This window comes from Psychrosphaera sp. F3M07, from assembly GCF_018860345.1.
Lineage (GTDB): Bacteria > Pseudomonadota > Gammaproteobacteria > Enterobacterales > Alteromonadaceae > Psychrosphaera > Psychrosphaera aquimarina.
This window is the reverse complement of the sequence record NZ_JAHKPJ010000025.1, coordinates 65905-89921: the sequence shown is the minus strand read 5'-3', so window position 1 is coordinate 89921 and position 24017 is coordinate 65905. Positions and strand designations below refer to the sequence as shown.

Below are 24017 nucleotides of genomic sequence, written 5' to 3'. Positions count from 1 at the left end.
ACAGCTAGTGGCGCAGCCATCTTCCAGCTTATAACTTATAATGGGGCAGAAATGAGTTTGGCAACATCGCCTCTGTTAGATTCCAATCAGCACAGAAAGTACTACCTCTATAAGAACTATGCTTTAGTTCAGTTCACCCTTACAACCGCAGATATTAACCATTAAAGGAGATGTTACACTTTTAAGTATGCATAACAATAAAGTTTGATCAGTTACAATAATGTCTGATCATATACAATAAATATTGAACATTTTTAACCTCCTGCTAAGTTTAGCTTAGTCGGAGGTTTTTTATGTCAGATGCAGATAAGCCACTCAATAAGAAAGACCAAAAGCGTTTAGATGAAAAACGAGGCGAAGGGACGGGAAAGGACTATGTTTCTTTCATTAAAGTCGGAGAGTTCAGCAGTTCTGTCGAAAGCGTTCGTGTTAAAAGTGCTACTGTTGGCCGAGTTCATCACTTTTTCTCTGGAAATGAGCTTGCCGCATTTTTGGTGTTCGATTGGTGTAAAGAGGTCATCGACATTCGAGAGCAGTTTCCAATTCCTCTCGCTGACTCTTTAATTATTTGCCGCCAGCTAGGTATGTAGTGGCATAGTTAATTTGGCCACCCATTAAGAAAGAAATGTTATGCTAATAAGCATACAAATTTGGGTGAAAAAATGACGAAATTAAAACGCGCAACGTATTCTGCGGCAATCAAATTAGAAACAGCACAGCTTGTGGTTGATCAAGGCTACACGCAAGAAGATGCAGCCAAGGCTATGGGTGTTGGTAAATCAACTGTAAGTAAATGGGTCACACAATTAAAGCAAGAACGAAATGGCCAGTCACCATTGGCTTCACCAATGACACCCGAACAAATTGAAATCCGCGAACTTAAAAAGCAAATACAACGCATTGAATTAGAAAAGGATATATTAAAAAAGGCTACCGCTCTCTTGATGTCCGACTCCCTGAACAATTCTCGTTAATTGAGAAATTAAATCAACGAGAGCGTTACCCAATTAACGTGTTGTGTAGCGTATTTAATGTACATCGCAGCAGCTATAAATATTGGGCCATACGGGATACGACGCCAACACCTGAGCAAGTAAGGTTAGAAGCGGAAGTAAAGGCAATACATGCAATGAGTGGCGGTTCAGCTGGGGCGCGGACAATCGCGGCAATAGCAACGAACAATGATTTTGAATTGAGTCGTTATCGTGCAGCTAAGCTAATGGTTAAATTAAAGCTTGAAAGCTGCCAAGTACCTCAACATTCATATAAACGCGGTGGTAATGAACACCTTGAAATTCCAAACCTGCTTGATAGACAATTTGATGTTGTTGAGCCAGATACCGTGTGGTGCGGTGATGTGACGTATATTTGGGTAGGCAATCGCTGGGCTTATTTAGTCGTTATTATTGATTTATTTGCACGTAAAGTAGTTGGCTGGGCCATATCGTTGTCGCCAGATACTAATTTAACGCTAAAAGCGCTTGAACTCGCGTATGAAAGCAGAGGAAAACCGACAGGACTGATGTTTCATTCAGACCAGGGTAGTCACTATACCAGTTTAAAATATCGCCAACGTTTATGGCGCTATAAAATCAAACAAAGTATGAGCAGGCGCGGAAATTGTTGGGATAATGCGCCAATGGAACGATTTTTTAGAAGCTTTAAAACGGAATGGATGCCAAAAGTTGGATATGAAAACTTTAGAGACGCTAAATATAGTGTGAGTGATTATATCAACGGATATTACAATAATGTTAGACCACATCATTAAAATGCTGGTTTAGCGCCGAATGAATCTGAGATTAGATATCAATATTCTAAAACTGTGGCCAAAATTAGTTGACCACTACAGCCTTAGCTAATTCAGTTAATACTTGCTTATACGTATCCACTGATTGGGCTCCAGATATAGCACTCTCACGATTGAATACAATCGTTGGAACTCCTGATATACCCGTTTGTTTCCATTGTTGTTCCTGCGCTCGGACATGATTTCGCAGAATATCGTCATCAAGACATGCCATTGCGTCGTCAACATTGAGACCCACACTTTGCAGCTCTTGTTCGAGGATACTTTTGTTGGATATATCTTTTTGCTCGCTGTAAAACGAAGCAAATAATCTATTTTTAAGCTCGGTTTGCTTACCTACACTTTTTGCGTATTCTAGAAGAATATGAGCATCAAGCGTATTTACCGCTTTTAGTCCGTCAAAGTAGTCGAATTTAAATCCAACTTCTTCTCCAAGCTCTGCCATCTCTTTTCTGAAACGAATACTATCTTCCAGTGTGGTGCCGTACTTTCTTTTGAGGTGGGCACGTAAGTCTTCACCTTCAGGTGGCATATCTGGATTTAGCTGAAACGGTTGCCACTCAATCTTAATGTTATCTTCCATACCAAGCTCTTTTATGGCGGCATCTAAACGCTTATAACCGATAATGCACCAAGGACAAACCACATCTGAGACAATATCTAATTTGATCTTCTTGCTCATATTTATTCCCAATACTCCCATGACTTTCGCCTTTGATTTGTTTTACCAAAATAACTTTAAGCAGAACCCAAATTTATTGGCTATTCGTATCCTGCTTATTTTCACATTTGAAAACTGACGGTTTATATTTTTGCTCGCAAAGCTGGATTGTCGGAGCGGTATTAGTAAAGTTTGGAACATCGGTTTTTATCTTTTCTGCATTTGGGCCAAAAGCAGTTTGAAATGACTCTAAAGATTCAAATGAAATGGTACTGATTGCCACATATGGCGCAGCTTCGCCGGGAACTACACTGGCAACCCCTGCATCGACAGTTGCCCCTTTTACGGCCTCTCCCAACAGCTCTCCGATCATAGGAACATGTTTGTTGCAGTAGTAATCAAAATCAAAAATAACATCATCTTTATTTGGGTACAGTACGTATGCTTTAATCATTGTTTTACCTTTTCTTTAAGTTAAGTTTTAAGTAGTTGAGTTTTACATTTTGTTCTTAGGCATTGCTTTGCCAATCATTGACTCACCCATCGTGGCCTGCTTTTGGTGGGGAATTATTCCAGAAAGAATAGCAGTCATTCGATTTCGTTTACCGGGAACCACAACCGCTTTTTTACCTAGACCTTTGATAGCAATTTCTGCTACTTCCGCAGGGTCTTTTGCAACCATCGGTAATTTGGCCCAATCAACACCATTGTCCGCAGTCATCGGAGTGCTAGTTAGCCCCGGAGAAAGAACGGTTACATCAATACCCTTGGGCTTAAGCTCGCCATGAAGAGATGCCCCCAGCTGAAGAACATAGGCTTTGGTACCTGCATAATTTGAAAAATATGGAGAAACCATATGACCTGAAAGGCTTGAAACCATTAGAATGCCACCGCGTTTTCTTTCCACCATAGCGGGTGTAAAGTGGTGAGTCAGTTGCAATACCGAGGTAACATTAAGCTGCACCATCTGTAATTCTTTAGCTAACGATGTCTTAGCAAATGAACCATTTATTTCAACACCTGCTGCGAGTACCAACAAACCTATTTCTTGCTTCACCTGCTTAACTTTTTCAACCCCTTCAGTAGTAGCTAAATCTGCTGAAACAATCATTGTTTTAATTCCATAACGATCCGCAAGCAATGCTGCGTGCTCTTCAAGTTCTTTTTCTCGACGAGCAACCAAAACAATATTTAATCCCTTTGCTGCAATCTGGCTGGCCATTTCAGCACCGATGCCAGACGTTGCACCTGTGATAAGAGCCCAATCGCCATATTTTTCTTTAAAGCTGATACCCATAATTCGTTACCTTTATCTGTGTTTAATTGATGGGGTAATTATATGGAAATCAGAGAAGGTAGGCTCTTCAGAAAAGTTCAAATATTGCTCAGATTAGCTCAAACGAGCCAATCATAATCTGAATAGAAGGGATAAGTGTGGTTGTCAAGCTAAACGAAATTCAGAAGGAGATAGACCGGTTTGTCCTTTGAAGGTACGGTTAAAGGTGGAAATCGATTCGAAACCCGTTTCAAAAACGATGTCAGAGATACGTAAGTTATTATCTTTCAGTAACACCTTAGCTTTGTTGATTTTTAATTTGGTAATGTATTTCATTGGTGGTTCTGAATACACCTCTTTAAACTTACGTTTAAAGGTAGAAACACTCATATGACACAATGCCGCCAACTCATTCACACTCAGATCCGCATACAGATTACTTTGGATAATATCTTCAAATTTAGCAAAATTAGGTTTAAACATGGAAGCAAGAAAATCGAGTTCAGACGGGGCATTGGTTCTTTTCGCCATAAGAATGACAAATTCACGTAGCTTACTCTCGATAAGCAAATCATCCGCCAACTCTGGAGAGTCTAGCAATATGCTAATGCTGTCGCGATAGTGCTCAAGCAATCTATCCACTTCAACCTGCATAATATTATAATCAACCCTGTAGTTTGACTGGCTAATATCAAAGTTAAACAGTGACTGAAATATTTCAGGGTAAAGCAAGATGCCAATTGCTTCACCTACACCTTCATCATTATGGTAGCTGGTATTTTCATAAAAGTAGTTGGTGCATTTTGCTAGTACTCCGCAGTTTTTGTTCAATGAAACAGATTCTGTCTGCTCCCTGACGTTAAAATTACCATTCGTAACAAACGCAAAACAGGCTTCACTGTCTACAAACACACGCGGCATACGCTTGAAACTGGGGATATCTTGTTTTTGAAAAACAACACGTCCATTATATTTGATTGTTTTCATTTTTAAGGCACCGTTCATAACACTACGATTAGGATAAAGCAGATTAAAGATATCTACTCACTCGGCTTACTGACTAATAGATTCATCTTGTAACTAAAGTAATGATGGGTATTTTTAATGTTGTAATTTTCCCTGCTGAGCAAGAACTTCTGAAGCAATCGCAACTACGCAAAAGATACCACTAAACACACCAACCAAGGTCTCAAGTGTCCACATTTTTGAAAAACCATTAGAGAAGTCTTCGGGGTACTGCACTGCAATATGATCAAGTGTTGGGTACAGTGCGGCACTCATAATCATCAGACATATAAAACTCCACGCAAACAGAAATCCTCTTGCTTTATTATTACCAAAAATGAGCACGGTAAGTAGCGCTCCGGTTAAAAAGAACTTCGCCATACCAATCCATTTGCCAACAATTATTGGTAAACGTTGTAGTGAACCGTCTCCCATCATAGCTGCATCATAACCGGAAAATTTTCCTAATGCAGGGTGAGCTAAAAACATTGTAGAAGTCTGTGTCATCCACATGAGGCTGTCTACAATTTCATAAACGGTAAATATCGCGAGCCATACGAAGGTTGCACGGGCTAAATTTTTTGAATTGATTGATATTGTTTTCATTACGATTCCCATCATTGATTAGATGGACGAGATAATAGTAATAAGTTGTGCATTGGCACTTGTCAAATAAGGTCAAAAACTGGGCAGATTAGTCCAATGTTTCTTGAGTTTGTCATTGATTGTAGGTTATTGAAAATAACGTATTGAGTTTATCTTGATTGACAATACTTTGCATAAAGTGAATCTGACACCGAGGATCAGAGATGGAAGCTATTGTCCAATCTATTGTCCGGTTTCGTTTACGAGCGGCATCACCTGAAGTGGTGCCTTTCTGCTGTTTGGGAGATGAAAAACTTTATGATGGGTAGATTTCGCCCCACAAGCCAAACTTACTTTTGTCCAATAGTTTTCCAGAAATTGATCAAACTTTATTGTAATTCCTAGGGGCTAGCTGATAGCGATGTGCTTCAAAATGATCAATCTTTAGCTTTATTGCAGGCTATAAACTGCTTGAAAAGACACATTTCTGATCAAAATTTATTGTTATGCATACTTAAAAGTGTAACATCTCCTTTAATGGTTAATATCTGCGGTTGTAAGGGTGAACTGAACTAAAGCATAGTTCTTATAGAGGTAGTACTTTCTGTGCTGATTGGAATCTAACAGAGGCGATGTTGCCAAACTCATTTCTGCCCCTTTTCGAGTTAGCAAATTGCATATTTTGCAAATTGGTTTTGCCCCAAAACGAGTTGAAGCGTACACTCTGTAGGTAGCTTTTCAGCGATAAACAGTGTTGGAAATTTTTAAAGGCTTTTCAAACCTTCCCTTTATTAAACTGCCTTGTTACATTATAAGTAATTCGTTTAGTAACAATGTTATGCATACAAGGAATATGATGCAGTATCAATTACCAATTCGAAAAATCAATAGGTCAGATCTAAGTGTAGTTAGACCGTCCATGCTAGAAGATAAAAATTATGATACGTATTTTTCAGCATTTGTTGAAGATGTAAAAGACTTAGATTGCGTTACTAAAGTAACACATAACGGCTGTGACCTAATTATTACCATTGAAAAAGAGTCCAGCTCTGAGCAGTTGTTTGAAGCTGTTAAAGTATTATTAAATAGTGCGTACATTGATAAATTGATAGCTAATTCTGGTTTTACCAAGCTGGCATAGGGAGCTAATAATGAAAAAAATGTTGATAGCTATATCATCGTTGGCTAATTTGAGTACATATGCTGCAACAGTGCCCTCTAATCCAGAAAGCTTTGAGTTAGTTTGTGATAAAATAGACGTGATTGGTAGTTCATTTGATAATTCACGTATATCTAGTTCTTATATTAAATGGGATAAAACAAAGAAGTCTTTATCTATAAAAAGTGAAGAACTAAACGAATTTCATGATGAGCTAAACGGCAATCACAATGATATTTTTATTCGGCAGGAGAACATGGAATCTTACCCTCGAATTTACATCACTTTTAAATCTAATCCATATTTTGAAAAATGGAAGAATGAATACAACACAAGATTTGTTACTACACAAATTGATATGTCACCTAAATCTAAGCGTGCTCTATTTAAGTTAACGTCATTTTGGCAAACAGGTGGAGTCATATCAAAAGTCACTACAAAACAAGCTTGGTGTGAAATAAGGTAGTTATTGCCCAAAATCATAATCAGCAATACATTCGCTATCCTCATAGTGACTTTTAAATAGGAGGTCACTATGAAACCAGAACTAAATCACAATGCTAGTGGTGTGAAACGCCCTTTTAAGCTTGAAGAGATTTGGCGTATTCGCACTCGCATCGAAATTCAAAACAACTTGATGCAATTAGCGTTACTCAATTTGGCTATAGATAGTAAATTAAGGTCATGTGATTTACTGTCATTAAAAGTTCGAGATGTCGCTACCCAAGATCAAGTTTTTGAGAGGGTTCAATGGACACAAAAGAAAACAGGAATCGAAGTTCAATTTGAGATAACTCCGAGAACACAACAAAGTATTAGCCGTTGGGTTCAAGAAGTTAAATTGCAATCTAGTGACTATTTGTTTCGGAGTTTACGTCGCTCTAATCAGCCAATAAGCTATTCATATTACAGGTCTATCATCAGGAGTTGGGCTGAGCAGTTAGGGCTTGATTCTGACCTATATGGAACTCACTCAATGCGAAGAACCAAAGCAACTTTGGTTTATGCTCGAACCAAAAATATAAGGGCCGTTCAGTTACTGCTTGGCCATACAAAAATTGATAACACCATCAGATATCTCGGAATTGAAATTGAAGATGCAATTAAGATATCCAGAGAAACGGATTGTTAATTTAATATAGGCAGCAACCCCAAGCTGCCTTTGCCCCATTGTGAGTTAATGTAAACGCTCTAATGAAGGCTTTGGGCGATGCGGATGGTCGCTCAGGTTCGTTTATGTATAATATGAGTAAGTATTCTTAATACAGAAGCAGCTGTTCTGGCTACCGTTTATTAATATCTGTGTGGTGTGTCCACATCAACGAGGTTAATATTATAGTTAAGAAACTAGTCAATGCAGGATGTAGCTGATGAAATTATCAAAAGATGTACGTGAAACATTTACAAAGCTGCTAACTGAACTGGCGCGTACATTTAAAGTCTGGAAAGATGATCCTACTGTTTTTCTCCAAAATGAGACAAAGGGCAGTTTAATTTTCCCGTGTATTAATGCACCTTACGACTTAATGAAAGAAATAAGTGAAAAAAGAGATGGTAACAAGCCTTGCATTTATCAGTTGCACCACACACTTTACTCCCAATCTTTAGTTAAAGAATTAGCTGAGTTTCTTCATAAGATGGGAAACTTAAACTGTTTGCGATATGAACTAAAACCTATCATAGAAGCGATAGCATACGAATATGTTAATTCTGATTTGGATGGTTTTGCTCGAACTGCTATATATGACGAAAAATCATTCAATGTTCAGTTTGAAACATTAGTAAAAATTGTAAAACGTCGATTATCTGATTTTAAAAAGGAGTTTGACCATTTCGTTTACCAGTTCCCTGTAACCATATTTAACTTAAGTGATGAGATACAAGTAAGCAAAAGTATACGTATAAAAGCTATATACGAGAACGATCTTACAGAAAAGCAGCTTGAGCTATACAAAGACACAAGATCATTTGACTATAACTATTATCTTGAAATAGCGGTACCAATAAAATGCAGTGAAAAGCTTTCACTTCAATTAGCTGAAAAAACTCGTGATGCTACATTTAATTTATTAAAACTTTTAGCGACTCGATTATCCCCCATAGCAATCCCATTAGTAGCATCAAATGAGAGAAGTAGTCATAGATTTGACTTTCACAAATCCGGAAAAGGCAAAGCAAACATGAGTATTTCAACTAATCACAGATTTGCTTCATTCCAGTTTGATTCTAAACAATTCTGGAAAGCTTTTATTAAGGGCAGAGCTTCCGAAAACAACCTTATAGACACCTCTTTTATGATCCCTGAATTGCTCTTGAGGCCAAACTTTTCGAACCAAAGGGTCGTCGAACGTATGGAACTAGCCTTAATATGGTATGGAGACGCTTCTACAGAACCTAATTACTATCAGCAAATACAAAAGCTTGTCAGTTCAATGGAAAGCATTGTCAATTATAGAGATGATAATCTTACAGTGACATTTAAAAGAAGAGTTACTCATTTACACATCACTCACAATGGTCTTAATAAATCAGTTCAAGATAGAGCAGGAAAACTATACAAAGCACGTTCGAACATCGTTCATGGCTCTTCAATTGACGAGAAATTGGATTATTGTGTTATAGATTTTTGTTCAGAAACATTGATAAGAGCTATTTATTATATATCTCAATTTGGCTTCGAAAAAACGGGCTTTAACAAAAAGCTACCTACATTTCTGGATGAGTTGCCTCTCTGTGCAAAATTACAGTGTGATTAAAATGAGAATTAGGTTTACAGATTAGTTAAACCTCTTACTTCGTAATATAAAACACAGCGTTTGCTTCAAGTCCTGAGTCGAATGACAACACGATAAGTCTGGTTGTTTCAAAGTAAATTCATCATTTTTGTCTGATTGTAACGCTTCGCGCCTTATGCCGACCCACATCAACAGGTAGAATGATTAAGCTGAAGCCGCCACCCAACACAATTTTAGATTCACGCCGTGAAGGTCCGCTTCACACAACCACTCGTTGACTCTAACTCATTTTTGTCCAACAACGTGTTAGAAAAAAAATCAGTTTTTCGTTCAAAGTTATTGCTTGTCAGATGAAGTCTAAACATATTCACCGAAATAATATGAGCAGACATGAGCTACTGCATTTGATTTTAATCGTTTTTATGTTCGATTATCCACCTTAACAGTGAATTTTAGGAATATCACTCCAGCGTGTTGTGTATCTTGGGCTTAAAAAGTCGCGTTTCATTTCCCATGACTTGGTTTGTTGTTCGCTTGCCAATCTGATAGTGCCTTTGCCAAATACCTTGTTGATTGAATCTAGGCTGTTCATTAATTTGGTGTTGTCTACTGTTGGGGTAAATAAATCTGCTTGCATGAACTGCTCAGACACCAGTTCAATCGCTCCAATTCCTGCTTTATAAAAACGTACACCTTTTGAAAACAGTTGAGGTAATACTTCATTTACTGCATTGGCTAATACTCTTGAATCACTTGTTGGAACAGGGAAGTCATATAAGAAACTTCGTTTATAGAAGTTATCTTCATGCGGAGAGCTGTGAGCGAATATCATTAATCTCTTTGTCATTGAGCCTTGATGTCTGAGCTTTTTACCAACAATTGAACAATGTGTAGAAAGGGATGATTTTAAGTCGTGTACGTCCGTTACACGCTCACCAAAGCTTCTTGTGCTGAATATCTCTTGCTTAGGTTGTTTTACATCATCCCATGACATACAAACCTGACCGTTTAACTCTTCTATAGTGCGCTCTACAACCACAGAGAATTGTTTACGCATGTACTTAGGGTTTTGTTTCTTTAAATCTAAGGCTGAGTAAATACGCATCATGTTTAGCTTCTTACCTAATCGCCCCCCAATTCCCCATACATCGGTTACTTCCATTTTTGCCAGTATTTCATTGGCCGAATAATCATCATCAATAACCGCAACACCGTTATAACCCTCTAGCTTTTTTGCCGCATGATTAGCGGCTTTTGATAAAGTTGGTGTTGTGCCAAAACCTACGCCTACAGGAAGTTTAGTCTCACGCCAAACCGCTAGTCTTATGTCTTGCCCGTAAGTGTGCCAATCATCAACAATGGATTTAAACCCTGTAAACTGTAGGAAGCTTTCATCAATAGAGTAAATGTATTGGTTATCACAGAAACGACTAATTACATTCATCATGCGAGTGCTTAAGTCTGCGTATAACTCGTAGTTGGAAGAGCGAACAACAACGTTATGTTGCTCTAGGAATTTCCTCAACTTAAAGTAAGGTTCAAACTTAGGGACGTTAAGCTTTCTCGCTTCTGGGCTGACAGCGCAAACGCAACCATCGTTGTTTGTTAACACAACAACGGGTCTCTTTCTAATACTTGGATCAAACACCTTTTCAGCACTTGCGTAAAAGGCTACCGCATCCACTAAGGCAAACAAGATAATAGCTCTCTACTTTTACGGTGCAATCTCACAGAGCGTATTACAACGCCTTCAATTTGAAACTCGTCAGCATCAGAGATAGAAACAGGAGGGTGGTTTATAGAGGCCGACAGAAGTTGCTTACGCTGCTTGTCCAAGATTTTACAAACCAAGTTACCATTGTAATTGGCAACAATAATATCACCTTGAACGGTAACCTCTGCTCTATCAACAATAAGCAAATCACCTTCATATATCCCAACATCTTGCATAGAGTCACCATTGGCTTGTCCAATAAACGTGGCATTTGGGTGTTTAACAAGGAGTTTGTCGAGGGATAAACCAAGCTCGGTGTATTCAGCCGCAGGAGATTCAAATCCTGATATCCCTGCGTCAATATTGATAGGTATAACTTTCATAATCGCAAACTCATAAACTGTATATAAACACAGTATAGTTTTAATCTGTATTTACTAAAAGTTATATTGTTGAATTACCGATATTGGAAATTTTATTAGAAGCGTACTACGCTATAGATTCAATCAATAAAAGGAGTTAACTATGAATTTTGAACAACCTAACCAACTAGATTTAGCAATTGCTCAAACATTAAAAAATAAGCGTATAGAAAATGGCTGGGTTATGAAACAGCTGGCAAAGAAGTTAGATGTTCCTCATTCTTATATTAGTAAAATTGAATTAGGCGAAAAGACTTTAAGTGCTGGGAAGTTGAATTGTTATTGCTCAGCCTTGAATGTAAGAATTGAGCAAGTTATTTCAGAATCAAACATTCCAGTAAACGAATAAGCTTTTTATATTCATGCGGTAAATCCATATTCCAAACCAAGTAAAACTAATTTAATAAAAGCACGGCCAGCTATTAAGTCCATTACTGAGAATGGAGTCTGATTGTTGAATTGTATGTTTTTTAGTTTGCAACCAAAGATTCCATGCATCTACATTACCAAAATAATTGACTCCGATATCAGATAACTTCGCTACTTCTAATATATTTTGAGTATGAATGGGGCTAAGTAATATATTCTGTTTTTTATACCGAGTAAGAGTACCTTTGGATATACCAATAGCTATGGACATCTGTGCTTTACTCCAACCAAGTGAGTTTGAAAGTTCAAAAATACGATTGGGAGAGATGCCTTTTCTAACCAAAAGTACTTCTGATATCGGGTTAAACTTATTAATAAAAAGGTCACCAGTGACAATTTCTAAAAATTTAAGTCCTGTCGGTGGAGATGCACGTCTTAGTTTTTCCATATAACCTGCTGTTTAGATACAAAAAAACAATGTTAGGAGTCTAAGCTAGATAATATAAATTAAACTTTAATTCTCTAATCAATATAAATATTTATCAGTATGGGCAAATCACCTCAGCCCACTCAAGCCCAAAGCAATAGACTCTTGCTGAAATCGACCAAAAACATTAACGACTTTGTCATACGAACTTGTCAAAAAATGCTCTTCAATAATGTTACTATTTTCTTCAAAGGCTTGGTGATCAATAACAGGTTCAGGTTCAAATTCACTAAGCTTCAGTTGTGACTTAGGATTTAGTTTTATAATATTGTCTAATATTACCTCTTCAGAAATATCACCGTCTAAATCATCTTCATCATTGCCCTTCATCTTCTCAAAGGTAACAATATCTGCTTCAAATGGTACATCTTGTTTGACACGGTAGGCATACTCCAACAACTTAGGCTCTGCAGGCATATACAAAACCGCTTCTTGATTTTTTGAACTGGTTTTTCTCAATATCCGACCTAAAATTTGTCTAAAGTGCATCTCGGTTTTAATGTTAGTTAAGTGACAACACACTTGTAACCTAGGGATGTTAGTACCTTCGCTGATCATTCCTACAGAAATTATCCACTTAGATTTAGCATATCTAAATTGTTGAATAAGATTTGTAGGTTCACTTTCACGATAAGTTACAACAACAGAATCTTCGTTAAGTATTTCTTTCATCATCTTGGATATTAATTTTGCATGTTCAATTGATGATGCAACAATTAACCCTGCGGCGTCTGGGCTAACTTTTTTTATTTCGTTAAGTTTTTTATCCGCTGAGGAAATTACATATTCTATTACTTTTTCATTCTCAATGATTTCCTGATAAGGAACACTTGAATCTGATAATAAAGATTTAAAGCTACTAAATGTTTTAACTTCGTCGTCATCTACAACAGTAATGTTATTATTATCTACAGCAATAATCTGCGGTACGCGGCAAACATCATCAGTGATGGCCTCAGAAAGCCCATAAACGTAATCACAGGCAATTTTATTACTAGGATGTATATATTTAGAAAGAACGATAGGAGCAGTATCTGAGCGCCAAGGTGTTCCGGTTAGCGCTAAGGTGAATTCAGCTTTATCTTGAATGTTTAATATTATTTGTTCGCCCCATGCATTCGCATTGTTAATATTCGACCCTGCACAGTGATGTATTTCATCAAAAATCACAAACACTCGATATTTATGAAATAATTTCCAAAAGTTTTCATCGAGGTACTGTAAGCTTTGGTAAGTAAGAGAATGACCTTTAGCTCCAAGCAACCCATCAAACCTCTCGTTAATTGTTAACTGTAAGCTTTCACTAAAATCTTGGGTAACTATCGAGGATGGGGAGAAGCAGACAATTAAATCAATTAAATTATTTTTTAGTAATTGGTTAGCCAGTTCTGAAGCCATTAACGTTTTACCAGCGCCTGGTGTAGCTAATACCAAAAAATGATTTTTACTTGTTTGATATTCTTCTAAAGCTGAATTAATACACTCGGCTTGCCAATGTCGTAATTTCATTAAAATCTACTATTTCAAGTTAAAGGGGCAGTTTAGTCAAGAATCTAAGATGTAATTTAGCTCATCAAAACAAATTTATTAGTTACTTATAAGTCATTTATATCAAACTCAATTTCAGACTGAGAGCTTCTTTCGCTGAAGATTATTGAATCCTCGTAATCGCTTACTAAGGTAATGAGAGAATCCAATTCATAAGCATTTACGCTATCTTTTTCATTATCCCAAAGCTCATTGATTCTAAACAATGCTTTTTCCAAATCGTCTTTATTATTAATTACTTTCACAAAATTGATCCGAACAGTTAAATGGAGCATTTAAATAAATAGGTACTGCTGCCTATATTCAAAATGACTTTATTAAGATCCATCCTGTTTCATTAAACTTTCAATCGCTCTTATTTTCCCTAATATTTTTGTATTATTATCCCGCGCAATATTATATTGAGGCTGTATTTCATCAACCAATTCAGGTAACTCAGTATATAGCTCTTTATAAGCGTCAGTTTCACCAATGTTTAGTAATAGCTCTGTTTTGTAATACTTTAATTTATCAATAAGGGTCTGTTGTATATCTTGAATAACGGACTTGATAGTGGTTTTTTCAGAAGAAAACTCATTTAAAGCCCTAGTATCAAATAATTTGGTTTTACTAAAGCGAGTAAAACCTTTTCCGTTTGAGGATTTTTTATTAAGCCAACCTTTTTTCACAAGCTTTAATAACTCACCATAGAGCTTTCTTCTAACATCAACAGGGTCAAGTAGCGGATCATTTTTCAACGTCATATAAGATGCTCGGACATCACTCGTGGTGAAGTTATCAAAGTTTGTTGCCACAATAATTTGAATTACCAACGGATCTAATTTCAAAACCAAACCTAAAGCATTAAAAAAACCATAATGGGTATTATAGGGCGTGGTTCTCTAACCATCAACATGAAAGTCTAATCATTTTACCTAAAGGACAAATAGGGTGAGTGATTTAGTTAAAGAGTTTGGCGATAAGTTACGATTAAAACGTAAGGCAGCAGGCTTTTCTCAAGAGAGCTTTGCAGCTTATGTAGGTATAGAAAGAGGTAACTACGGAAAGATGGAACGCGGGCTAGTAAATATAAAGCTAGAGACCTTATACAAAATAACTAATGCTTTAGATTGTGAGTTTACAGAAATATTACCTTCAAGGTTAAAGTACAAGGTAGAGTTAGGGTGATTGAACCTAATTTTAGCTATAGTTAGTAACTAATTAATTAATATATATTAACTATTATAATTAATTACGTTACAAAATAAGCTATTGAGTCGTCTCTGATATGAAAACCCTTCACCCAATAGTTAACAAGGACTTTTACTAACATGTTTGAACAAGTATTTAAAAACGTTGATGACATTTTCCACAAAGACGCAGTTGCACCTCTGAGTTAGATTACACTGAATAATCATCATGGATGTTGTTCCTAAAGTACCTCGACGACCTTGAATACATCAAGTCGCAAGAAGCTGAAATGATGTCTGAAACCTACGAGTATATCATCGACGAGCAATACCGTTGAAGCCAATGGGCTGCGCCCAAAGATGCTGAGGGTAAGTTTGATCATAACAACGCCTTGACAGGTGATGATTTGATGGGCTTTGTCGATGGCCAATTATTCCCTTACCTAAAAGGCTTTAAGCAACGTGCTGATAACGCCAATACCATTGAATATAAAATTGGTGAGATTTTTAGCGAGATAAAAAACAAAATTCAAAGGGGTTATTCACTGCGTGACGCGCTTGAAAAGGTTGACTCATTACGTTTTCGCTCACAGCAAGAAAAACACGAACTAAGCCATTTATACGAAGCTAAAATTAAAAAAAATGGGTAACGCAGGTCGTAACGGTGGTGAATACTATACGCCTCGCCCACTTAATCCGAGCAATGATCGATGTAAAACTATTACCAGTTTATCAAAATTTAGACCGAAGTAATGAGATGTATCCTTTTAGTGACTGATAATTACTCGGGTATACAAAATAAAAGTGTATGTAATAATTTAGAGTAAGGTAATGTTGGAATATTGTGATTATTAAAGGGTTTTGGTTTAGTCACTCATTAAATATACATATTCCAACTCTTGAGTTTATAGTCGCCGCGGTAGAAATGCGTGAAAACCCTGCATTGAAAGATGTTCCAATAGCGGTCGGTGGTGACACCGAGCGTGGTGTATTATGCACGAGCAATTATATAGCGCGGCAATATGGCGTTCGTGCAGCCATGTCATCTAGAAAAGCCAAACTGTTATGTCCTGAACTGCAAATTATTCCTATGCAAATGGCTTTGTATAAATCCATTTCAAATCAAATCCGCGATATATTTAGTCAATACACTGATTTAATTGAACCTTTATCTTTGGATGAAGCATATCTAGATGTAACCAATTGTACTTTATTTGGTGGTAGTGCCACCCTAATTGCGCAGGATATTCTTAATAAAATATATTTGGAGACGGGATTAACTGCTTCAGCAGGTGTATCGGTTAATAAGTTCATCGCTAAAGTAGCATCTGATTTTAATAAACCTAATGGTATGTGTGTAGTGCCGCCAAATAAAATCATTGAATTTGTTCAGCAATTACCAGTTAAAGCGATTCCAGGTGTAGGGAAAGTTATGCAGAAAAAACTGAATCAGTATGGTATTCAATTTTGTGCAGACTTAGAGCGCTTTTCAATTAAAGAACTAGAACAAAAGTTTGGAAAAATGGGCATTAGTTTATTTAACCGGATTAGGGGAGTGGATGATCGTCCTGTGTGTAATCACAGAGAATCAAAAACAACCTCAGTAGAAACCACATTTGACCAAGACATTAAAGTTGAACAAATCAATACTGAATTGTTGAATAAGTTAACGCAGCGACTTTATCAGCGCTTGGAAAAAGAAAATAAACCCATTGCAAAATTACAAGTGAAGTTAAAGTTTGATGATTTCATAAGTAAAACTAAAGAAACACAGCACACCAGTGTCAACATAGATTTATGCCATGAAATGTTGATTGAAATAGCAAAACAAAGACCGGTAAACAAAATAAGATTAATTGGAATTGGGGTGGGATATGGCAAAGAACCCATACAACAATTGCAATTATTTGCTTAACCGAATGGGCTGTAAACTTGCAAATTATTTTCAAATCCCAATACTTCATATAAATCCTGTTTAGGTGTACCAAAACGATATAATGCGTTTAATACCTGATAAAAAATAAACATTTAAAGAGAGAATTCATGTCTTATCCAACTCCTATGGTCATTGCTAATTTGGCAACCGCATTGTCAGACAAGTCTTGGGATGCACTCGTTATTGTGGCTGAAAAGTTCCTTGACGTATTACCAGAGCCATTAAATGAAGTGATCAAAAACCAAGCTGAATTTGATTTACGAATTAATAAAGAGTTAATGAGTTTTATATCAGAAGATGTAAACCAAAGACGTGTGGTATTAGCACCTGTTGGACAAACATCTCGATATTTTGATGACGTCCGTAGTTATTACGATGCAGCAAAAAAAGCCGCGTCTGTAGTACTAAATATGGGGGCTAAAAAGCCACTGCTAGTGGTATTAGGTAATGATAAAGCCGCTTATCAACATGCTGAATTAGTCTCATATTTAGGTTTCGCTCAAGCCTTATGGCAACCACTTGAAGCGCGTGAAGCTTTAGGTGATTTAATCGAGCCTATTTCCTTAGTTGGGATTGTTGGTCAACACTTAGATGGCGCCAATGCAGCTGCATTGGAAAGTGGTCGTTACGTTGCTCGTGATTTGTGTGGAACAGAGCCAGAAAGAATGGCCCCTCCACAGTTTGCTGAATATTGTATAGAAACGTTTGAAAGAACCGATGTTGAGGTAACTATTACTGATGATATGCCAACAATACAAGCCGAATATCCACTTTTATGGGCGGTGGCTAGAGCATCTGTTGAAGTTAAACGTCATCAACCTAGAGTTATTCGTTTGGAGTACACGCCACCTGGAGCTGTTGATAAAACCTTAATGTTAGTGGGCAAAGGTATTGTTTATGATACTGGTGGAGCCGACTTAAAAACCGGTGGGCATATGGCAGGCATGAGTCGTGACAAAGGTGGTGCAGCCGCAGTCGCTGGATTTATGAAAACCGTTGCGGAATTAGCACCGCTTGGTATAAAAGTCGTTGCTGAAATAGCTGCCGTAAGAAACAGCATTGGTGCTGAAGCTTTTGTTTCTGATGAGATCATTACAGGTCACTCAGGTGTCAGAGTAAGAATTGGAAATACAGATGCTGAAGGCAGGTTAGTGATGGCCGACTTGTTATCAAAATTACGTGAGGAAGCTTTGGATGAAATTAACCCACTGTTGTTTACTGTTGCTACTTTAACCGGTCATGCAGCAAGGTCAGTTGGACCTTATACGGCGTTGGTTGAAAATGGCGTCTCCAGAGCTAAAGGATTTGGTGAATTATTAGTTCAGCAAGGAGATTTATTAGCGGATCCATGTGAAATATCGCGTTCTCGTCGTGAAGATTACACATTTGTACAACCGCGAACAAAAGCAGATGATTTATTGTCATCAAATAATGGCCCATCAGCGGTAACAGCGAGGGGACACCAATTCCCAATGGCATTTTTATCAATCGTATCAGGCTTAGATAAACATGATGTAAATGATGATCAACCTTTGCCTTATATCCATATAGATATCGCAGGAAGTGGTGTTGAAGGTGGAGATTGGCAACACGGTAAACCATCAGCCGCACCAATAAATGCTTTGTTTGGGGCCTTTATTAATGCGTAAATAAACGCCTTAATTAAAACAAAACCACCTGAATTTAGGTGGTTTTTTTGTTTATGCTGTTTGAGGATGAAAAATCCAAATATTTACTTAAGTCATTATTTTTATTAATGATTGGTAGTTAGTTATAAAACATCTATAGTATTAAAACTATTTGATTAATTTGAAGCTGCCAGCTATGAAACCCTCTTCTTTACTTTTTTTAATAATTTCACTTTTTAGCGTACAAACCCTTGCCGATGACCGATTTAAAGATGTGCAAATTAAAGTGCAACACATTAACGAAAATGTTTATGTGTTATATGGTGCTGGGGGAAATATCGGGGTATTAGTTGGTACAGAAGGTACGTTATTAATCGATGATCAGTTTGAGCCATTAGCGCCTAAAATAGAAAAAGCATTAATAAATGTGACTAAACAAAAACAGAAAATAAAGTATGTTGTGAACACTCACTATCACGGAGATCATACTGGCTCTAATAATTATTTTGCAAAGTCAGCAAGCATTTTGGCACATGAAAATGTCAGAAAACGCATGTCAGTAAAGAGTAAAGATAGTGGGCTTCCTGTTATTACTTACGAAGACGGTATTAAACTGCATTTAAACCAAGAACGAATCCATGTGAAACATTTGGCGGCAGGTCATACTGATGGTGATTCAGTTGTTTACTTTGAGAAAGCCAATGTGTGGCATTTTGGTGATTTGTTTTTTGAGTCTCGTTTTCCTTACATAGACGTTAAAAGTGGCGGTAGCATCGAAGGTTATATAACAAACTTAGATGCGTTATTAGAGAAAGTTAATGACGATGCGAAAATCATCCCAGGTCATGGTAAATTAACCGATAAAAATGGATTTAAACGTTTTATTGAAATGATAAAATCAACTAAAAATATCATTGTTGAGAAAAAACGTTCGGGTATGTCGAAGCAGCAAGTTATTGAATCTGGCTTAGGCGAACAATGGAAGGTTTGGGATTGGAGTTTTATTACGGAACAACGTTGGATAGAAACCCTATATGATAATATTTAGTGGGTGATCAAAGATAACGGCCGATATAACGCCTGACATTCAACATATCCACCAATAAACAATGTTTGTTTATTGGTGGATAATAAGGAAATTGCATTTAACAATGCGCTTAAAACAAAAAATACTTTCTATAATTCTGCCACTTATCTTGATACCCATCGCGGTTTTGGGAATTTTTGCATATCGATATTCGCTTAACGCGCAAAGCACATTAGAAGAGGTAAAATTAAAAGCAGATATTAAATATCGAGTTAACCAAGTTAACTTATATACCAATCATATAACTTCTGCTGTTACTTACCTGGCTACCAATAAACAATTTTTAGATGCTTTGTTAAAAGGTAAATCAGGAAGTTTTGCCCAGGACGTAGAGGTTGAACTTGATAAATTTGCTCAAATTTATACCGATACCCAACAATTATCTTTAACTGCACCAGATGGCCGCATTTTAACAACTTATCAATCCAGTGAAACTAATCGTAATTTGATGAATAAGTTACCACTTACTCCACATATTGAATGGCAATTGATTACACCTAATAGTGTAAGTGCTCCTTTGATTGGGATGCAGCACCCAATCTTTATCGACTCGCTGAATAACAAAAAAACAATACTCGGCTATATAAATATTATTTTAGCGCCAGACTGGGAAGCGAAATTAAAACTAAAAAAAAGTCGTGGTGATAAATTTATGATCAGTGATCTGACTGGCAATTTATTGTTTAGTTTCCCAGAAGGTGAAATGGGAACAACCATTCCAAGAAATGCATTTAGAAAACTGTATGACGCCACACAACACGATCAATCTTCTACCTTTAAACTTGGTTCAAACCATGTATTTTTTTCTGGCCAATTAATATCTGGCCAATATTTATTTTTATACGGACAAGATAAAAGTTTTGTTGGTGAAATCAACAATGAGCTTACTTGGATTGCATTAATAATCGTATTGTTGACCATGCTGGTCGCCGGGCTGTTGGTTTATCACAATATTCAAAAATTGGTCATTACCCCGATTAAACAATTGGCACAAGCGAAGCAGAAAGTTGCTCAAGGTAAGTTCGATATTAAACTAAGTACAGAAAATAAAGATGAGTTTGGTGAGTTGTTTTCTGCGTTTAACATCATGGTTAAACAACTAATTGTTTACCGGGAAAAAGAGCGAGATGGGCGTTTACGCTTGGAGTATAAAGTTAAAGAAAGAACAGAAGAACTAGTCGCCACTAATGTTGCATTGGAAAGTTCTAATATTGCGCTAGAAAAAGCAAAACAAGAATCTGAACAGGCAAGTGAACTCAAGAGTGCTTTTGTTGCTAATATAAGCCATGAAATTAGAACCCCATTAACCGGTATCATGGGCTTTACCGAACAAATTATTGCAGATTCTCCTAATGATCGACATCAATTAGATTTACTTGGACGTGTATTAATAAGCGGCCGACATTTATTATCTCTTATCAATAACGTATTAGATGTATCAAAGATAGAAGCGGATAAACTGGATATTGAAGTAACTGAGTTTAATATTTTTGAGTTGTTTAACGATGTGGTTAGTTTGTTGTCGACCCAAGCCGCAGATAAAAATTTAGAACTGGTTTTTAATTATATTTATCCCATTCCACAATATGTTAGAACCGACAGCACTCGATTAAAACAAGTCTTGCTGAACTTGGCGAGTAATGCGATCAAATTTACCGAATCAGGTTCTGTTCAAATAGATGTTAAGTATTTAGCAGCCAATTCAAGTATTGAGGTGGTCGTTGCTGATACCGGAATTGGTATGAGTGAAGACGTGGCCCAATCGTTATTTCAGCCTTTCATGCAAGCCGATGTCAGTATTTCTCGGCGATTTGGCGGCACAGGCTTAGGCCTAGTGATCTCTAAAAATTTAGCCCATTTATTAGGTGGAGATATAAGTGTCACGAGTGAAATAGGGAAAGGCAGTCAGTTTATTTTTGACTTCAAAATCAATGCGGATAATGGTGAACTTAACATTATCCAAATAAATTCGTTATTAGATTTGGCCAAAGAGCAGGGACAAGTATTTGGTTTTATAGACGCACAAAAAAATCAAGATGTGGTTGAAACTGACGTTGAAAGCCAAATACCACCTGAGACAAATGGTAAAGTTTTAGTAGCAGAAGATGTCGTTGATAATCAATATTTATTTAAGTTGTTATTAGATTCATTATCTTTGACTTACGAGATAGTTAGTAACGGCGAACAAGCCATTGAGAAGGCGTTAACCGACGAATTTGATTTAATTTTAATGGATATGCAAATGCCAGTAATGGGCGGATTAGAAGCCACGAGTTTGTTACGACAAGCGGGTATTGATACGCCTATATATGCATTAACAGCAAATGTGATGAAAGAAGATCTACAGCGCCATTTAGCTGCAGGCTGCAACGGTACAATTGCAAAACCAATAGACAGAGATGCATTTATTATATTGGTTCGTTCGGTTTTAAATAATATAGAAGAAGTCGATTATCCAGCTCTGCCAAAAGAAAAACTATACGAACTGAAACGTGATTACTTATTACAATTAACAGAACAAAGCACACTAATATCGAGGTATTTGACCAATATGGATTTACTTGGTTTGATGAGTGAATTCCACAAAATCAAAGGAAGCGCAGGCAGTTATGACTTAGTTGTGCTTAGTAGTCTAGCGGGGCAAATTGAACATTTTTGCGTAGAAAATAAAGATGCAGATTCGTTTTGGCCTGAACTGAAAAATCATGTTCACACACTATTGCAAACAATAAGAAATTTAATCCATGCCGAATCAAAATAATTGTTCTAGACAAGAAACTGAAAACCCCATTTGGCTAGAAGATGTGGATATATGTGAAAGCAGCCATTTCGATGATCGCGAAGGGCCAAACAGTCATACTGTGGACTTATTGGTGATCCATAATATCAGTTTGCCGCCAGCTACATCAGAAACCGATTTTGATAATGACAATGTGGAGAAATTTTTTACCGGTAAGTTAGAGGCTGATCAGCATCCGTATTTTTTATCCATCGCGGAATTAAGAGTATCGGCGCACCTCTATATAAAAAGAACCGGGCAGGTGGTGCAATTTGTCCCTTTGAATAAACGAGCTTGGCATGCAGGAGTCAGTGAATTTAATGGACGAAATCGTTGCAATGATTTTTCAATAGGCATTGAATTACAAGGAACCGATGAATTGCCTTATACTGATCATCAATATGAAGCATTACGCCGAGTATCAAAACAGATTCAAACTGTATATCCTGAGATTACTTTAGCTAATATTGTTGGGCATTGTGATATTGCTCCGGGTCGAAAAACCGATCCAGGTGTTAGTTTTGATTGGCAACGGTATAAAAATCAGCTCTAATAAATACCAGCTGTATAAATATAAACCGTTTTAAAGAGTTAACTTTTTTGGAAATATTATGACATTAATTGTTTTGTTGTTAGTTCTAATTACTGAACGTGTTGGTTTGCAAGCGTCTCATTGGCAAGTGCAAACGTATCTAAATTATTATATCTCCATCGCTTTACCTAAATTCTCACAGGTCAAGGCCAGTAAGATTTCATTGTTATTATTTATCTCAGCCCCTGCGGTTGTATTGTATTTAGTATTACATTTGTTAAACAATGGTTTGATTAGTTTTGTTGTTAGTTTGTTTATCTTAGCAATTTGTATCGGTAATCCAGAATCGAGAGCGTTATACCGCCAATACTTAAATGCAGTTAGTCGTGACGACAAAGAAGCGCAAGTTATCTTACACAGTAAACTAGCACAAACGCCTTTAACTGATGATGCGGTTGATGCCGAAATTGATGACATCGAAGAAAAGACCACTTCAGATAATGAAGATTCTTCAGCAGTACAAGAAACGTTGGGGGAAACCTTAATTTGGATTAACTTTAGATATTATGCAGTGCCTATCTTTTACTTTGTATTATTAGGTACTCCTGGAGTGGTATTGTACTCAACATTGCTGTATCTCGTTGAGTTTAAGGGGATTAAACAAAGCGAAGAGCTGGAAAACTGCGAAGCTCATAATGAAAAAGAATTGAGGTTATGGTTGGAGTGGTCATATTGGTTACCGTCAAGACTCGTGAGCTTAGGTTTCATGGTGGTTGGGAACTTTACCAACGGTCTTGAGACTTGGTTAAAATACGCCGTTAATTTCTCTAAGTCTTCTAAAGAAATGTTATGTCAGGTTGCGTTAGAATCTGAAAAGTACACTGCATTTGCCAATGACAATAATGCAGAGCATATGGTGAAGTTAACCAAAAGAAACATGGGTCTGTTTATTGTAGTGGTTGCGTTATTAACCTTATATGGTCAAATAATTTAAACACAAATTTTATTCAAATTGCTGTTCAGTAAATAAAATAGTGTTAATGATATATGTCACAGGCGACCACTCTTTGTAGTGGTCTAGCCAGTTGGCTTAATATTTACAAATCACTTTCCAA

General features: G+C 36.9%; 25 protein-coding genes and 1 pseudogene. 15 read left to right on the top strand and 11 right to left on the bottom strand.

Annotation, left to right across the window (positions count from 1 at the left end):
- The first annotated feature begins 293 nt into the window (after nt 1–293).
- Nucleotides 294–590 (top strand): hypothetical protein, encoded by a 297-nt coding sequence (locus KO505_RS14430; protein ID WP_200910106.1) that lies wholly within the window; start codon nt 294–296, stop codon nt 588–590.
- Between the two features lie 72 nt (nt 591–662).
- Nucleotides 663–1843: pseudogene (locus tag KO505_RS14425) on the top strand (IS3 family transposase).
- Here KO505_RS14425 and KO505_RS14420 read toward each other — a convergent pair.
- The 5 genes from KO505_RS14420 to KO505_RS14400 form a co-directional block, all read right to left on the bottom strand.
- Complete coding sequence (locus KO505_RS14420) at nt 1836–2492, bottom strand: DsbA family oxidoreductase (protein ID WP_055016940.1); 657 nt, start codon at nt 2490–2492, stop codon at nt 1836–1838. The pseudogene KO505_RS14425 and the gene KO505_RS14420 overlap by 8 nt on opposite strands.
- A 73-nt stretch (nt 2493–2565) precedes the next feature.
- The gene (locus KO505_RS14415) at nt 2566–2925 is read right to left on the bottom strand and encodes an EthD family reductase (protein ID WP_055016936.1); all 360 of its coding nucleotides are present in this window, start codon (nt 2923–2925) and stop codon (nt 2566–2568) included.
- Nucleotides 2926–2967: 42 nt separating this feature from the next.
- Nucleotides 2968–3768: an SDR family oxidoreductase gene (locus tag KO505_RS14410; RefSeq protein WP_055016937.1), complete on the bottom strand. Its 801-nt coding sequence runs from the start codon at nt 3766–3768 to the stop codon at nt 2968–2970.
- Nucleotides 3769–3912: 144 nt separating this feature from the next.
- Nucleotides 3913–4734 (bottom strand): AraC family transcriptional regulator, encoded by an 822-nt coding sequence (locus tag KO505_RS14405; protein WP_235576507.1) that lies wholly within the window; start codon nt 4732–4734, stop codon nt 3913–3915.
- Between the two features lie 114 nt (nt 4735–4848).
- Nucleotides 4849–5358: a hypothetical protein gene (locus KO505_RS14400; protein ID WP_055016939.1), complete on the bottom strand. Its 510-nt coding sequence runs from the start codon at nt 5356–5358 to the stop codon at nt 4849–4851.
- Between the two features lie 835 nt (nt 5359–6193).
- Between KO505_RS14400 and KO505_RS14395 the strand changes: the two genes are divergently transcribed.
- From KO505_RS14395 to KO505_RS14380, 4 genes are all read left to right on the top strand, one after another.
- Complete coding sequence (locus KO505_RS14395; protein WP_216056163.1) at nt 6194–6478, top strand: hypothetical protein; 285 nt, start codon at nt 6194–6196, stop codon at nt 6476–6478.
- A gap of 10 nt (nt 6479–6488) precedes the next feature.
- On the top strand, nt 6489–6962 hold the full coding sequence (locus KO505_RS14390; protein WP_055255585.1) for a hypothetical protein: 474 nt from the start codon (nt 6489–6491) through the stop codon (nt 6960–6962).
- Between the two features lie 69 nt (nt 6963–7031).
- A complete protein-coding gene (locus KO505_RS14385) occupies nt 7032–7628 on the top strand; it encodes a tyrosine-type recombinase/integrase (protein WP_055255584.1) in 597 nt (198 codons plus the stop codon).
- Between the two features lie 238 nt (nt 7629–7866).
- A complete protein-coding gene (locus KO505_RS14380; RefSeq protein WP_216056162.1) occupies nt 7867–9252 on the top strand; it encodes a HEPN domain-containing protein in 1386 nt (461 codons plus the stop codon).
- Between the two features lie 418 nt (nt 9253–9670).
- Here the strand turns inward: KO505_RS14380 and KO505_RS14375 are convergent, their stop codons facing one another.
- Nucleotides 9671–10927: a Y-family DNA polymerase gene (locus KO505_RS14375; protein ID WP_216056161.1), complete on the bottom strand. Its 1257-nt coding sequence runs from the start codon at nt 10925–10927 to the stop codon at nt 9671–9673.
- The gene (locus tag KO505_RS14370) at nt 10915–11328 is read right to left on the bottom strand and encodes a LexA family transcriptional regulator (RefSeq protein WP_216056160.1); all 414 of its coding nucleotides are present in this window, start codon (nt 11326–11328) and stop codon (nt 10915–10917) included. The genes KO505_RS14375 and KO505_RS14370 overlap by 13 nt, the downstream gene beginning before the upstream one ends.
- A 142-nt stretch (nt 11329–11470) precedes the next feature.
- On the opposite strand from KO505_RS14370, the gene KO505_RS14365 reads away from it, so the two are divergent.
- Nucleotides 11471–11716 carry a helix-turn-helix domain-containing protein gene (locus KO505_RS14365; RefSeq protein WP_216056159.1) on the top strand — a complete coding sequence of 82 codons (246 nt, stop codon included), beginning with the start codon at nt 11471–11473 and terminating at the stop codon, nt 11714–11716.
- 51 nt (nt 11717–11767) lie between these two features.
- Here KO505_RS14365 and KO505_RS14360 read toward each other — a convergent pair whose 3' ends face one another.
- The 4 genes from KO505_RS14360 to KO505_RS14345 all read right to left on the bottom strand — a co-directional run bounded on the left by KO505_RS14360 (nt 11768) and on the right by KO505_RS14345 (nt 14598).
- Nucleotides 11768–12184 (bottom strand): hypothetical protein, encoded by a 417-nt coding sequence (locus KO505_RS14360; RefSeq protein WP_216056158.1) that lies wholly within the window; start codon nt 12182–12184, stop codon nt 11768–11770.
- Nucleotides 12185–12292: 108 nt separating this feature from the next.
- Nucleotides 12293–13732 carry a DEAD/DEAH box helicase gene (locus KO505_RS14355; RefSeq protein ID WP_216056157.1) on the bottom strand — a complete coding sequence of 480 codons (1440 nt, stop codon included), beginning with the start codon at nt 13730–13732 and terminating at the stop codon, nt 12293–12295.
- Between the two features lie 86 nt (nt 13733–13818).
- Nucleotides 13819–14016: a hypothetical protein gene (locus KO505_RS14350; RefSeq protein WP_216056156.1), complete on the bottom strand. Its 198-nt coding sequence runs from the start codon at nt 14014–14016 to the stop codon at nt 13819–13821.
- 72 nt (nt 14017–14088) lie between these two features.
- Complete coding sequence (locus tag KO505_RS14345; protein WP_216056155.1) at nt 14089–14598, bottom strand: hypothetical protein; 510 nt, start codon at nt 14596–14598, stop codon at nt 14089–14091.
- Between the two features lie 103 nt (nt 14599–14701).
- Here KO505_RS14345 and KO505_RS14340 point away from each other — a divergent pair, with 103 nt between their 5' ends.
- The 8 genes from KO505_RS14340 (at nt 14702) to ampE (ending at nt 23896) form a co-directional block, all read left to right on the top strand.
- On the top strand, nt 14702–14938 hold the full coding sequence (locus KO505_RS14340; RefSeq protein ID WP_216056154.1) for a helix-turn-helix transcriptional regulator: 237 nt from the start codon (nt 14702–14704) through the stop codon (nt 14936–14938).
- Between the two features lie 409 nt (nt 14939–15347).
- Complete coding sequence (locus KO505_RS17440; RefSeq protein ID WP_252731816.1) at nt 15348–15590, top strand: hypothetical protein; 243 nt, start codon at nt 15348–15350, stop codon at nt 15588–15590.
- A 194-nt stretch (nt 15591–15784) separates the two neighbouring features.
- Nucleotides 15785–16855: a DNA polymerase IV gene (gene dinB, locus KO505_RS14330; RefSeq protein ID WP_371820006.1), complete on the top strand. Its 1071-nt coding sequence runs from the start codon at nt 15785–15787 to the stop codon at nt 16853–16855.
- A gap of 128 nt (nt 16856–16983) precedes the next feature.
- Nucleotides 16984–18525 (top strand): leucyl aminopeptidase family protein, encoded by a 1542-nt coding sequence (locus KO505_RS14325; RefSeq protein ID WP_216056153.1) that lies wholly within the window; start codon nt 16984–16986, stop codon nt 18523–18525.
- A gap of 175 nt (nt 18526–18700) precedes the next feature.
- A complete protein-coding gene (locus KO505_RS14320) occupies nt 18701–19552 on the top strand; it encodes an MBL fold metallo-hydrolase (RefSeq protein WP_216056152.1) in 852 nt (283 codons plus the stop codon).
- Between the two features lie 103 nt (nt 19553–19655).
- On the top strand, nt 19656–22352 hold the full coding sequence (locus KO505_RS14315) for an ATP-binding protein (RefSeq protein ID WP_216056151.1): 2697 nt from the start codon (nt 19656–19658) through the stop codon (nt 22350–22352).
- A complete protein-coding gene (ampD, locus tag KO505_RS14310) occupies nt 22336–22923 on the top strand; it encodes a 1,6-anhydro-N-acetylmuramyl-L-alanine amidase AmpD (RefSeq protein WP_216056150.1) in 588 nt (195 codons plus the stop codon). Before KO505_RS14315 ends, ampD begins: the two co-directional genes overlap by 17 nt.
- Before the next feature lie 58 nt (nt 22924–22981).
- Entirely contained in the window at nt 22982–23896 is a 915-nt protein-coding gene (ampE, locus tag KO505_RS14305; RefSeq protein WP_216056149.1) for a regulatory signaling modulator protein AmpE, read from the top strand.
- Nucleotides 23897–24017 lie beyond the last annotated feature (121 nt).